This window comes from Burkholderia pseudomultivorans (assembly GCF_001718415.1).
Lineage (GTDB): Bacteria > Pseudomonadota > Gammaproteobacteria > Burkholderiales > Burkholderiaceae > Burkholderia > Burkholderia pseudomultivorans_A.
Window position 1 is genome coordinate 4,333,896 of the sequence record NZ_CP013378.1, and the last position, 11,962, is coordinate 4,345,857.

10 protein-coding genes are annotated in these 11,962 nt (G+C 68.9%); 4 read left to right on the forward strand and 6 right to left on the reverse strand.

Translation table 11 applies throughout. The annotated features are described in order from the left end of the window. Nucleotides 1-57: 57 nt before the first annotated feature. Nucleotides 58-447 carry a lactoylglutathione lyase gene (gene gloA, locus WS57_RS32340; RefSeq protein WP_009694039.1) on the reverse strand — a complete coding sequence of 130 codons (390 nt, stop codon included), beginning with the start codon at nucleotides 445-447 and terminating at the stop codon, nucleotides 58-60. A gap of 338 nt (nucleotides 448-785) precedes the next feature. On the opposite strand from gloA, the gene WS57_RS32345 reads away from it, so the two are divergent. Beyond that, entirely contained in the window at nucleotides 786-1,715 is a 930-nt protein-coding gene (locus WS57_RS32345; protein ID WP_040128140.1) for a DMT family transporter, read from the forward strand. A gap of 93 nt (nucleotides 1,716-1,808) precedes the next feature. Here WS57_RS32345 and rsmA read toward each other — a convergent pair whose 3' ends face one another. From rsmA to WS57_RS32365, 4 genes are all read right to left on the reverse strand, one after another. Further along, complete coding sequence (gene rsmA / locus WS57_RS32350) at nucleotides 1,809-2,636, reverse strand: 16S rRNA (adenine(1518)-N(6)/adenine(1519)-N(6))-dimethyltransferase RsmA (protein WP_069245318.1); 828 nt, start codon at nucleotides 2,634-2,636, stop codon at nucleotides 1,809-1,811. 65 nt (nucleotides 2,637-2,701) lie between these two features. Further along, nucleotides 2,702-3,691, reverse strand: a complete 990-nt coding sequence (gene pdxA / locus WS57_RS32355) for a 4-hydroxythreonine-4-phosphate dehydrogenase PdxA (RefSeq protein WP_059604692.1) — start codon at nucleotides 3,689-3,691, stop codon at nucleotides 2,702-2,704. A gap of 11 nt (nucleotides 3,692-3,702) precedes the next feature. Continuing rightward, entirely contained in the window at nucleotides 3,703-5,061 is a 1,359-nt protein-coding gene (locus tag WS57_RS32360) for a peptidylprolyl isomerase (protein WP_009689496.1), read from the reverse strand. A gap of 49 nt (nucleotides 5,062-5,110) precedes the next feature. Continuing rightward, nucleotides 5,111-7,471: an LPS-assembly protein LptD gene (locus tag WS57_RS32365; RefSeq protein WP_040128143.1), complete on the reverse strand. Its 2,361-nt coding sequence runs from the start codon at nucleotides 7,469-7,471 to the stop codon at nucleotides 5,111-5,113. 212 nt (nucleotides 7,472-7,683) lie between these two features. On the opposite strand from WS57_RS32365, the gene WS57_RS32370 reads away from it, so the two are divergent. Both WS57_RS32370 and murU read left to right on the forward strand, forming a co-directional pair. After that, nucleotides 7,684-8,733, forward strand: coding sequence for an aminoglycoside phosphotransferase family protein (locus tag WS57_RS32370; protein WP_009689494.1), 1,050 nt, complete (start codon nucleotides 7,684-7,686; stop codon nucleotides 8,731-8,733). A gap of 21 nt (nucleotides 8,734-8,754) precedes the next feature. Then, on the forward strand, nucleotides 8,755-9,471 hold the full coding sequence (murU, locus tag WS57_RS32375) for an N-acetylmuramate alpha-1-phosphate uridylyltransferase MurU (RefSeq protein WP_059604698.1): 717 nt from the start codon (nucleotides 8,755-8,757) through the stop codon (nucleotides 9,469-9,471). Between the two features lie 50 nt (nucleotides 9,472-9,521). On the opposite strand, the gene WS57_RS32380 is transcribed toward murU, so the two are convergent. After that, on the reverse strand, nucleotides 9,522-11,393 hold the full coding sequence (locus WS57_RS32380) for an ABCB family ABC transporter ATP-binding protein/permease (protein WP_040128146.1): 1,872 nt from the start codon (nucleotides 11,391-11,393) through the stop codon (nucleotides 9,522-9,524). Between the two features lie 170 nt (nucleotides 11,394-11,563). On the opposite strand from WS57_RS32380, the gene WS57_RS32385 reads away from it, so the two are divergent. Then, nucleotides 11,564-11,959, forward strand: a complete 396-nt coding sequence (locus tag WS57_RS32385; RefSeq protein ID WP_009693435.1) for an acyl-CoA thioesterase — start codon at nucleotides 11,564-11,566, stop codon at nucleotides 11,957-11,959. The last annotated feature ends 3 nt before the right edge of the window (nucleotides 11,960-11,962 follow it).

Here is an 11,962-nt window from a genome sequence, read left to right on the forward strand (position 1 = left end):
CCGCCGCCCGTGCCGGCCGCCGCGCGCGTCGCGCGCCGCGGCCCCTTCATCCGGCGCTCAGTGCGCCTTCTTCTGGATGAACTCGATCTTGTAGCCGTCCGGATCCTCGACGAACGCGATCACGGTCGTGCCGTGCTTCATCGGGCCCGCTTCGCGCGTGACCTTGCCGCCCTGCGCCTTGATCTTCTCGCAGGCCGCGTACGCGTCGTCGACTTCCAGCGCCAGATGGCCGAAGCCGTTGCCGAGGTCGTAGGACGGCGTATCCCAGTTGTGGGTCAGCTCGATCACGGTGCCCGTGCTTTCGTCTTCGTAGCCGACGAACGCGAGCGTGAACCTGCCTTCCGGATAGTCGTCGCGGCGCAGCACCTTCATGCCGAGCAATTCGGTGTAGAACTTGATCGAGCGGTCGAGATCGCCGACTCGCAGCATCGTATGCAGCAAACGCATGTGTCGTACTCCTGTGGGGACTTTCCAGAACCGGAAACTCTACCAGAGTCGCGCGAATTCCGTCGCAGGCGCCCCGCCCGGCCGGGCCGACAGCGCGCCTCCGCTGCCGGCATGGCGCTCCCGCCGGATCCGCCGATCGGGTAACATCGCTGCACCTCGCACCAAAAGCGGGCACGGCACCCCGCCTCCCCGGGCCGGCATGCCGCGCGACACCGCCACGCGATCACCTGCCCATTCAGCCACACTGCCGTGCCAGACCGCCGATACGAGCGCGCAGAACGCGCCGCCCGCCCGACCCCGTCCCCGCCACCGCCGCTGCGGGCCGCCGAGGCGCGCCGATGACGACGCTCGCTCCCGCGCGGCGCGCGCTCGATGCGCGCGCCGCAGGCCTGATGCTGCTGCTGTGCGCGATCTGGGGCTTCCAGCAGGTCGCGATCAAGAGCACGAACGCCGCGATTCCGCCGATGTTCCAGGCCGGCCTGCGCTCGGTATTCGCCGCGCTGCTGCTGTGGGGCTGGGCCCGCTCGCGCGGCACGCCGCTGTTCCGCGCCGACGGCACGTTCGGCGCCGGGCTCGCGGCCGGCGCGCTGTTCGCCGGCGAATTCATCTGCGTATTCTTCGGGCTGACGCTGACGAGCGCGTCGCACATGGCGATCTTCCTGTACACCGCGCCGTGCTTCACCGCGCTCGGCCTGCACCTGTTCGCGCCGGGCGAGCGCCTGCGGCCCGTCCAGTGGGCCGGCGTCGGCCTCGCGTTCGCCGGTATCGCGCTCGCGTTCGCGGACGGCTTCCTGAAACCGCTCGCGCCCGGCGCGTCGATGCTGGCGGGCCTCGCCGGCGATGCGCTCGGGATCCTCGGCGGCGCGATGTGGGCCGCGACGACGGTCGTCGTGCGCTCGACGTCGCTCGCGCGCGCCAGCGCCAGCAAGACGCTGTTCTACCAGCTCGCGGTATCGGCCGTCGTGCTGGTCGCACTCGCCGCGCTGCTCGGCCAGACCTCGTTCGCGCACGTCACGCCGGTGGCCGTCGCGAGCCTCGCGTACCAGTCGGTGATCGTCGCGTTCGTCAGTTATCTGTCGTGGTTCTGGCTGCTGACGCGCTACAGCGCGTCGCGGCTGTCGGTCTTTACGTTCCTGTCGCCGCTGTTCGGCGTCGCGTTCGGCGTGCTGCTGCTCGGCGAGTCGGTCGGCTGGCGCTTCATGTCGGCCGCCGCGCTGGTGCTGACCGGGATCGCGCTCGTCAACGCGCCGTCGCGCGGCCGGGCGTGACGCGGCGCGCCACTGCCGCCGGCGCCGCGCATGAAAAAGGCTGCCCGACCGGGCAGCCTCGACAGATCGGCTCGACGACGTGCGCGTCGCGCGTTATCCGGCCTTGCGCGCCGCGGCGAGCGCCTGCGTGACGCCGACGTATTCCGCCACGCTGACATCCTCCGCACGGCGCGCCAGATCGAAGCCGAGCGCGTCGAAATCGATCGCGTCGCGATAGTCGCCGAGCGTATTGCGCAGCATCTTGCGTCGCTGCGAGAACGCGGCCGTCACCAGCTCGCCGAGCAGCACCGGATCGACGTCCGGCAACTCGTGCGGCGCATACGGAATCATCCGGACGATCGCCGAATCGACCTTCGGCGGCGGCTGGAACGACTCGGGCGGCACGTCGAGCATCTTGTCCATCGCGTAGCGGTACTGCAGCATCACCGACAGCCGCGAGAACGCCTTCGTGCCCGGCTCCGCGACCATCCGCTCGACGACCTCGTTCTGCAGCATGAAATGCTGGTCGATCACCACGTCGGCGAACGTCATCAGGTGGAACAGCAGCGGGCTGGAAATGTTGTACGGCAGGTTGCCGACGATCCGCAGCGACGGCGCATCGCCGGGCGCCGCGAGCGAGCGGAAGTCGAACGCGAGCGCATCGCCCGCGTGCAGTTCGAGCAACGCGCCGAAACGCTGCGTCAGCCGCGCGATCAGGTCGCGATCGAGTTCGACCGCGTACAGCGGCGACTCGGGCGTCGCCAGACGCTCGATCAGCGGCTCGGTCAGCGCGCCGAGCCCGGGGCCGATCTCGACCATCCGCTGGCCGCGCGCGGGCCCGATCGTCGAGACGATCGAGTCGATCACGCCGTGATCGACGAGGAAGTTCTGCCCGAAGCGCTTGCGCGCGAAATGGCCCTGATGCTGTCTGCTGTTCGACATCGACTGAAAAAAACGAAAAAAACGCGATGGATGAAGTCTAGTGGGGCCGCGCGGCCCCGGCCACGTCAGGCTGCGCGCCGATGGCGCGCCATCGTGACGGCCGTGTCGAGCGCGGCGACCATGCTGCCCGGATCGGCGCGGCCGGTGCCGGCCAGATCGAGCGCGGTGCCGTGATCGACCGAGGTGCGGATGATCGGCAGCCCGAGCGTGACGTTGATGCCCTCGCCGAACGTCGCGTACTTCAGCACGGGCAGCCCCTGGTCGTGGAACATCGTGAGCACGCAGTCGGCATCGGCAAGATAGCGCGGCTGGAACAGCGTGTCGGCCGGGTACGGGCCGCGTGCGTCGATCCCCTGCGCTTTCGCCTGCGCGAGCGCCGGCGAGATCACGTCGATTTCCTCGCGGCCGAGATAGCCGTTCTCGCCCGCATGCGGGTTCAGGCCCGTCACGAGGATGCGCGGCGCGGCGAGGCCGAAGTCGCGCCGCAGGTCGCGATCGATGATCGCGAGCGTGTCGACCAGCCCGTCGATCGTCAGCGCGGCCGATACGTCCTTCAGCGGCAGGTGCGTCGTCGCGAGCGCGACGCGCAGCGGCGTGTCGCCGGTGCCGGCCAGCATCATCACGACGCGCGGCGTATGCGTGCGCTCGGCGAGGTATTCGGTATGGCCGGTGAACGGCACGCCCGCATCGTTGATCGTGCTCTTCTGCAGCGGCGCTGTGACGATCGCGTCGTAGCGGCCGGCCACCGCGCCGTCGATCGCCGCATCGAGCAGCCCGAGCACGTAGCGGCCGTTGGCCGCGTCCAGCTTGCCCGCCTGCGCCGGCGCGGCGAGCGGATGATGCTCGACCGACACGCGGCCGCCGCCCGCGAATACCGCGCGGTCGACGCCGACGGCCGCCGCGCGCGCGTCGAGCAGCGCGGCGTCGCCGAGCACGGTGAACTGCGCGTCGGGCCAGCGCGCGCCGGCGTCGCGCAGCGCCTGCACGGTCAGTTCGGGACCGACGCCCGCGGGCTCGCCGGTGGTGATCGCGATCTGCAGGGCGGGCGTCGTCATCGGATACTCGCTCAGTTCGCCGGGCCGACGCCGCCGATCTTGTACTGCACGTACGACGAATCGCGCAGCTCGCGCAGCCAGTCCGCATACGCCTGTTCGGCCTTGCGCTGGCCGATCGCCTGACGCGCGATGTCCATCTGCTGCTGCACGGAGCCTTCCGCGTCGCGGCGGCCGATCACCTGGATCAGGTGGTAACCGTACTCGGTGCGCACCGGCTGGCTGATCTGGCCGTCCTGCAGGTTGTTCATCGCGCGCTCGAATTCCGGCACCGTCTCGCCGGGGCTGATCCAGCCGAGATCGCCGCCCTGCGACGCCGAGCCGTCCTGCGAATAGGTGCGCGCGAACTTCGCGAAATCGCCGCCTGCCTCGATCTGGTTGCGGATGTCGAGCAGTTGCTGGCGCGCCTGCCCTTCGGACTTGCCTTCGCCGACGCGCAGCAGGATGTGGCGCACGTGCGTCTGCACGATCTTCGGCGCGGCGGCCGTGGCGCCCTGGCTCTGGCGGCGATCGACCAGGCGGACGATCTCGAAGCCGTCCGGCACGCGGATCAGCGTCGGGTTGACCTGGCCCGGACGCAGCTTCGACGCGGCGTCGACGACTTCGGCCGGCAGCGCGCTCGGCGACTTGAAGCCGAGATCGCCGCCCTTCTTCGCGTCGCTCGCTTCCGAATTGTTCTTCGCGAGCTTCTCGAAATCGGCGCCCGACGTCGCCTGCTGCAGCAGCGCTTCGGCCTTCTTCTGCGCGGCTTCGATTTCGGTCTGCGGCGCGTTGGTCGGCGCCTTGATGAAGATGTGCTGGAAGCGCAGGTCCTGCTGCTGCGACGCGTTCGGCCCGCGCTGGCTCGCGATGTAGTTCGCGACCTCGGCGTCCGACACGGTGATCTTGCCGTCGACCTCGCGCTCGCGCAGCTTCGACAGCATCAGCTCGGTACGCGCATCGGCCGTGAAGATGCTCCAGGGCACGCCCTGCGATTCGAGGCGCGCGCGATACTGGTCGAGCGTCATCCCGTTGGCCTGCGCGAGCCGCTGCAGCGTGGCCTGCACGGTCGCATCGTCGATGCGGATCCCGTCGTCCTTGGCCTTCTGCACCTGGATGCGTTCGAGCACCATCTGGTTCAGCACCTGCGCCCGCAGCTGGTCGGTCGGCGGCACCGGTGCGTTCTGCTGCTGCAGCCGGCGCGCGATCAGGCCGACGCGCTGGTCGAGTTCGCGGCCCGTGATCACGTCGTTGTTGACGACCGCGACGACTTCGTCGGCGAGCTGCGCGCCTTGCGAACCGAGCGCCTGCGCCGCGGCCGGCGCGGCGCCGAGCAGCGCGGCGGACGCGGCAAGGCTGGACACGACTGCCGCGAAACGAAGGGTTTTCTTCATTGCCACTGAGACTCCATTGAAATCGTGCTGACCGGTCAGACAGGCCGCGTTACTCGTAGTTGCTGAAGCGGGACATCGGCGGCGGCGCCGACGGCAGCGGCTGATAGCCCGGCACCCCGGCGCGGAACGCGGCCACGAGGCCGTTGTCGACGGTCGACAGCCCCTTGAGCGTCAGCTGCATCATGAAGCGCGTCGACGAATTCTGCTGTCCCGACGAATTCACGCCGTTCGCGAAGCGCTGCACACCGACGCCGAGCGCCCAGCAATCCGCGTCGTATTGTAAGCCGAGCAGCCCGTCGACCACGCGATCGCCGGCCAGATCGTAGTTGAAGCGGCCCACCGCGTACAGGCGCCGCGTGAGCGGCCATTGCGCGGACACCAGGAACTGGTTGATCGGCTGGCCGTCGAGCGTCGTGTTCGCGCGCGTGTAGCGATAGCCGACGTTGATCACCTTGCGCTCGCCGGGGCTGAAGCCGAAACCGACGCTCGACTTCACGAGCTGGTTGTTGTTCTGGTTGTACTGGAACGCCGTCTCGGACATGAAGCCCGAGCCGAGCTTCAGCGCGGCGCCGACGATCAGGTCGGAATGGCGCGCCTGCACCGCGGACTGGCCGGAATTCAGCGTCACGCGCTGGTCGGCGAAGTAGTACTGCTGCGCGACCACGAAGCGCGCGCGCTCGTCGCCGGTACGCGGATCGATGAAGCGCGACGTCAGGCCGGCCGTGATCCGGTTCGCGTCGGCGATCCGGTCGTTGCCGACGAACGTGTTCGGCTGGTAGATCTCCGCGAGGCCGAAGTCCGATTCCGCGGTGTCGAACAGCGGCGCGTTCGACTGGTCGCGGTACGGCGTGTACACGTAGTACAGGCGCGGCTCGAGGGTCTGGATGAAGTCCTGGCCGAACAGGCGCACCGAGCGGTCGAAGATCAGGCCCGAGTCGAAGCTCACGGTCGGGATCGACTCGGTGAAGCGCTTCGGGTTGTTCGGCGTGCTCGACGACAGGTAGTTCAGGTCGTACGACGCGAAGTGGTACTGCACCTTCGGCACGACGAAGTAGCCGGGCCCGTACACGCCGTATGCGATGTACGGGTTGAAGACGATCCGGTCGCCTTCGGTCGAATCGGCCGTCGTGATGCGGAACCGCGAATAGTCGGCTTCCGCGCCGAAGTCGAAGCCGCCGACGTTGTACTTCGTGTACTTCACGTTCAACTGCGGCTCGCGGCTGTACGGCGCGATCGACGGCGGCAGCGTCTGCCAGTGCTGGTAGCGCGCGAGCACCGACCACGGGCCGTTGTTGTACGTGAGCCCCGCTTCCTGCTGGTACAGCGTCTGCGTCCCGTTGATGAACTGGTTCATCGACCCAAGGTCTTCGGGATAGGTGTTGTCCGAGACCTTGTTGTAATAGACGTAGCCGCCGAACCCGCCGCCGAAGTTCTGCTGGTGCTGCCAGTAGATCGCGTAGCGGTTGCGGTGCGCAAGCCGGTCGTCCGGCAGGTAGTTCGCCGTAAACGTGCCCGAATAGCTGGGCGACAGGTAGCGGAACGTCGCCTCGGTCTGCACGCCGCGCCGCGAGATGATGCGCGGCGTGATCGTCAGGTCGCGGTTCGGCGCGATGTTGAAGTAGTACGGCAGCGACAGCTCGAACCCGTTGTTCGAGTTCATCGAGAACGTCGGCGGCAGCAGGCCGCTGCGGCGCTCGCCCGACAGCGGGAAGGTCATCCACGGGCTCGCGAAGATCGGCACGCCCTGGAAGAACAGCACGCCGTTGCGCGCGGTGCCCTCGTCGGCGCCCGTGTCGAAGTCGAAGCGGCTGCCCTTGATGTACCACGCGGGATGGGTCGCGCACTGGCACGCCGTGTAGGTGCCGTTGACGAACACCGAGCGCTCGCTGTCGAGCAGGTCGACGCGTTCCGCGCTGCCCGAGCCGCCCGTCACGTTGAAGTGATACTTCGGCGCGGTCATGAAGCCCTGGTTCGCCTCGATCTTCAGATGCGCCTCGGGGCCTGCGAACGACGTGCCGCCATTGATCACGCGGACCTGGCCGTACGCGTCGGCCATGTCGGTATCCTGATCGTAGTGGAGCGCGTCGGCCTTCACGACCGCGTCGCCGCGCCGCAGCTCGGCGGAGCCCTTCGCGGCCATGTCCTGCTCGGCGGTGCCGCTCGTATGGTCGGCGATCACGAAGGCGGCCGGCTTCGCACCGTCCTTCAGCGGATGATCCTCGAGCTGCGGTGCGAGACGCAGATCCCACGGCGAGTCGAGCGGCTGCGGCTGCGCGGCCGCGCCCGTCAGCTGCGCGTGCGACACGGCCGGCACGAGGCCGGGCACGGCCAGCAGTGCGAGCGCGAGCCGCCGTTTGCGCGGCGCCCCGTCAGCGGGGAAGACATTCGGGAATAGCGGTTTGGGCGGCATCTATCGTTTGGCGAATCGCCCCTTGTCAACCGCGCCTTCGCGCACGGCCGTCCCGCGCCGTCGAACCGCGACTGCGGCTGAGCGCAAACCGGGGAGGCGATCGGGCGAACGGCGCGACAGGCGGCGGCCTGCACGGCGGAAGCTGACGCGGGGCGCGTCAAAAAAGTCGTGGGGTATTATATGGCAAGACGTTCCCCCCTCCGCCGAGTTTCATGACGCCCCCATCCACCGCCGCTCACCCCGACGCCCGCGTCGACGCGCTCGCCGCCTGGCTGCGCCCGCTCGCCGGCCGCTACGCCCTCGACCTGTCGACCCTCGCGCCCGCGTCGTCGGACGCCAGTTTCCGCCGCTATTTCCGTGTCGCGTCGGCCGCGAGCCCCGGCGGCTCGCTGATCGCCGTCGATGCGCCGCCGCCCGAGAAATGCCGCGAATTCGTGCAGGTCGCGCAGCTGCTCGCCGCCGCCGGCGACCATGTGCCGGAGGTGCTGGCCCACGATTTCGACGCCGGCTTCATGCTCGTGACCGATCTCGGCCGCACCTCGTACATCTCGGTGCTCGATCCGGCCCAGCCGCTCGCCGCGCGGCCGCTGATGCGCGACGCGTTCGACGCGCTGATCCGCTTCCAGCTGACGTCGAAGCCCGACGTGCTGCCGCCGTTCGACGAGGCGTTCCTGCGCCGCGAGATGGAGCTGATGCCCGAATGGTTCGTCGGCCGCCATCTCGGCAAGCCCGTCACCGACGCGATGCGCGGCACGCTCGACCGCACCTTCGCGCTGCTGGTCGCGAGCGCGCACGCGCAGCCGCAGGGCTTCATGCTGCGCGACTTCATGCCGCGCAACCTGATGGTCTGCGAGCCGAACCCGGGCATCCTCGACTTCCAGGACGCCGTCTACGGGCCGCTGACGTACGACGTCGTGTCGCTGCTGCGCGACGCGTTCATCAGCTGGGACGAGGAATTCGAGCTCGACTGCTTCGCGTACTACTGGGAAAAGGCGAAGAAGGCCGGCCTGCCGGTCGATCCCGACTTCGGCGAATTCTACCGGCAGCTCGAATGGATGGGCCTGCAGCGCCACATCAAGGTGCTCGGCCTGTTCGCGCGGATCAACTACCGCGACGGCAAGCCGCACTACCTGGACGACCTGCCGCGCTTCATCGGCTACGCGCGCAAGGTCGCGCTGCGCTACCGGCCGCTCGTGCCGTTCGCGAAGCTGCTCGACGAGCTCGAGGGCAACGCGGCGGCCGAAGTGGGCTATACGTTCTGATCGCGTGACCGCCAGCCGAAGATGACTCCTATCCTGACCACGGCGATGATCTTCGCCGCCGGGCGCGGTGAACGCATGCGCCCGCTGACCGACACCTGCCCGAAGCCGCTGCTCGAAGCGGGCGGCAAGCCGCTGATCGTCTGGCAGATCGAAGGCCTTGCGCGCGCCGGCATCGACACCATCGTCATCAACCACGCATGGCTCGGCGCGCAGATCGAAGCCGCGCTCGGCGACGGCTCGCGCTGGGGCGTGCGGCTGCTGTATTCGGCCGAAGGCGAAGCGCTCGAGACCGCCGGCGGCATCGCGCAGGCGCTGCCGCTGCTCGAGCGCGACGGCCGGCCGACCGTGTTCGTCGCCGTCAGCGGCGACGTGTTCTGCGCGTTCGACTACCGCACGCTCGCGCCGCGCGCCGAACGGATGGCCGCGCTCGATGCGCCGGCGATGCACCTCGTGATGGTGCCGAACCCGCCGTTCCACCCGGCCGGCGACTTCGCGCTGGCGGACGGCCGCCTGTCGCTCGACGGCGCCGCGCGCGTGACGTTCGGCAATATCGGGCTGTACGACACGCGGATGTTCCGCGATCTCGCGCCCGGCACGCGGCGCGCGCTGACGCCGTACTATCGCGCGGCGATCGGAGCCGGCCGCGCGAGCGGCGAGCTGTACGAAGGCATCTGGGAGAACGTCGGCACGCCCGCGCAGCTGGGCGAGCTGGACGCGCGGCTGCGCGCCGCGAAGTAACGGGCCGGCCGCCCGTTCGCGCAGCGCGCCTTGGCGCGCTGCCCCGCCGCTCACGCGGCTTCGGCCTCTTCCCCGCCCGCCGCCGCGCGCTGCTGCTGCAGCGCCCACATCTGCGCGTACAAGCCGTCCGCGCGCACGAGTTCGTCATGCGTGCCGCGCTCGACGATCCTCCCGTGGTCCATCACGAGGATCTGCTGCGCATGCACGACCGTCGACAGCCGGTGCGCGATCACGAGCGTGGTCCGGTGCCGCGCGATCTGGTCGAGTTCGTGCTGGATCGCGCGCTCCGAGCGCGAATCGAGCGCCGACGTCGCCTCGTCGAACAGCAGGATCGGCGGATCCTTCAGCAGCGTGCGCGCGATCGCGACGCGCTGCTTCTCGCCGCCCGACAGCTTGAGCCCGCGCTCGCCGACCGGCGTGTCATAGCCCTTCGGCAGGCTTTCGATGAAGTCGTGGATATGCGCGGCGCGCGCGGCCGCGATCACCTCGTCGCGGGTCGCGGTCGGCCGGCCGTATGCGATGTTGTAGTAGATCGAGTCGTTGAACAGCACGGTGTCCTGCGGCACGATCCCGATCGACGCGCGCAGCGAGTCCTGCGTGACGTCGCGGATGTCCTGCCCGTCGATGCGGATCGCGCCGCCCGCCTGCCGGTCGAGATCGTAGAAGCGAAACAGCAGCCGCGACAGCGTCGACTTGCCCGAGCCGCTGTGGCCGACCACCGCCGTCGTCGTGCCCGCGTCGATCGTGAACGTCACGTCGTGCAGGATCGGCCGCGACGGCTCGTACGCGAAGTTCACGTGCTCGAAGCGCACCTGCGCGCCGGCCACCGCGAGCGGCGGCGCGTCGGGCCGGTCCGCGACTTCCCGCGCGGCCGACAGCAGCCCGAACATCCGGTCCATGTCGGTGAGGCTCTGCTTCAGCTCGCGATAGACGACGCCGAGAAAGTTCAGCGGAATGTACAGCTGCAGCATGAAGGTATTGATCAGCACCAGGTCGCCGAGCGTCAGCTTGCCGGCGAGCACGCCCTGCGTCGCGCGCCACAGGATGAACACGAGCCCGGTGCCGATGATCGCCTGCTGGCCGAAGTTCAGCACCGACAGCGAATTCTGCGAGCGGATCGCGGCCTTGCGGTAGCGGCGCAGGTTCTCGTCGTAGCGCTGCGCTTCCCATTCCTCGTTGCCGAAATACTTGACCGTCTCGTAGTTGATCAGCGAATCGATCGCGCGCGAATTGGCGCGCGAGTCGAGTTCGTTCATCGTGCGGCGAAAGTGCGTGCGCCAGTTCGTGACCTTCACGGTGAACACGATGTACGTGATCAGCGCGGCGAAGGTCACGTACGCGTAATAGGCCTCGTACTTGACGACGAAGAAGCCGAGCACGAGCCCGACCTCGACGAGCGTCGGCAGGATGCTGTACAGCGAATACGAGATCAGCTGCTGGATGCCGCGCGTGCCGCGCTCGATGTCGCGCGACATGCCGCCGGTCTGGCGTTCGAGGTGAAAGCGCAGCGACAGCCCGTGCAGATGCCGGAACACCTGCAGCGCGAGCTGGCGCACCGCGCTCTCGGTGACCTTCGAGAACAGGATCTCGCGCAGCTCGGTAAACAGCGACGTCGACAACCGCACCAGCGCATACGCGATCACCAGCAGCCCGACGCCGCCCGCGAGCACGACGCCGGCCGACTGCTCCGCGCGACCGAGCGCGGTGAGCTGCTGCACGGCCGACAGATGGTCGACGATGCGCTTCATCACGACCGGCACGCCGAGGTTCGCGACCTTCGCGCCGATCAGGCAGCCGAGCGCGAGCGCGACGCGCCATTTGTAGGTCGCGAGATACGGCAGCAGCGAACGGATCGTCTGCCAGTCGTTGCGAGGCCCGGTCGAAGCCGGCGCGGGCTCGCCGGAAGCGGGAAATCGGCGCATGGGGGAAGGATGGCGGCAGTGCGGGCCGGGTGCATCGGCGGCCGGCTTGCCTGCTTTCTCGTACAATTTGCGAACGTTGTATTGTCGCAGAAGCCGTCTGGCGCCGCTGCCGGCGCCCTCGCCGGCCGGCGCCCAGCCGGCGCATTGATTACAGGATGAAAGCCTCCAACATGACCGATTCGACCCTCGAACTTCCGCAAAAGCAGCCCGCGCTGCGCGTCGTCCCGCAACCGCACGACGCGAACGTCCACGGCGACGTGTTCGGCGGCTGGATCATGTCGCAGGTCGACATCGCCGGCTCGATTCCGGCGAGCCAGCGCGCGAACGGCCGCGTCGCGACGGTCGCGGTCAATTCGTTCGTGTTCAAGCAGCCGGTGTTCGTCGGCGACCTGCTGAGCTTCTTCGCCACCATCACGCGCACCGGCAACACGTCGATCACGGTCGACGTCGAGGTGTACGCGCAGCGCATGCGCCTGATGGGCGAAGTCGTGAAAGTCACCGAGGCGACGCTCACCTACGTCGCGACCGGCCCCGACCGCAAGCCGCGTCCGCTGCCGCCGCTCTGACGG

Excerpts from the sequence above, each read along its gene's own strand:
- WS57_RS32370 (WP_009689494.1), top strand. The coding sequence starts at position 7,684 with ATGACGCCCCCATCCACCGCCGCTCACCCCGACGCCCGCGTCGACGCG.
- WS57_RS32345 (WP_040128140.1), top strand. The coding sequence starts at position 786 with ATGACGACGCTCGCTCCCGCGCGGCGCGCGCTCGATGCGCGCGCCGCA.
- WS57_RS32380 (WP_040128146.1), bottom strand. The coding sequence starts at position 11,393 with ATGCGCCGATTTCCCGCTTCCGGCGAGCCCGCGCCGGCTTCGACCGGG.
- rsmA (WP_069245318.1), bottom strand. The coding sequence starts at position 2,636 with ATGTCGAACAGCAGACAGCATCAGGGCCATTTCGCGCGCAAGCGCTTC.
- WS57_RS32385 (WP_009693435.1), top strand. The coding sequence starts at position 11,564 with ATGACCGATTCGACCCTCGAACTTCCGCAAAAGCAGCCCGCGCTGCGC.
- pdxA (WP_059604692.1), bottom strand. The coding sequence starts at position 3,691 with ATGACGACGCCCGCCCTGCAGATCGCGATCACCACCGGCGAGCCCGCG.
- WS57_RS32360 (WP_009689496.1), bottom strand. The coding sequence starts at position 5,061 with ATGAAGAAAACCCTTCGTTTCGCGGCAGTCGTGTCCAGCCTTGCCGCG.
- murU (WP_059604698.1), top strand. The coding sequence starts at position 8,755 with ATGACTCCTATCCTGACCACGGCGATGATCTTCGCCGCCGGGCGCGGT.
- gloA (WP_009694039.1), bottom strand. The coding sequence starts at position 447 with ATGCGTTTGCTGCATACGATGCTGCGAGTCGGCGATCTCGACCGCTCG.
- WS57_RS32365 (WP_040128143.1), bottom strand. The coding sequence starts at position 7,471 with ATGCCGCCCAAACCGCTATTCCCGAATGTCTTCCCCGCTGACGGGGCG.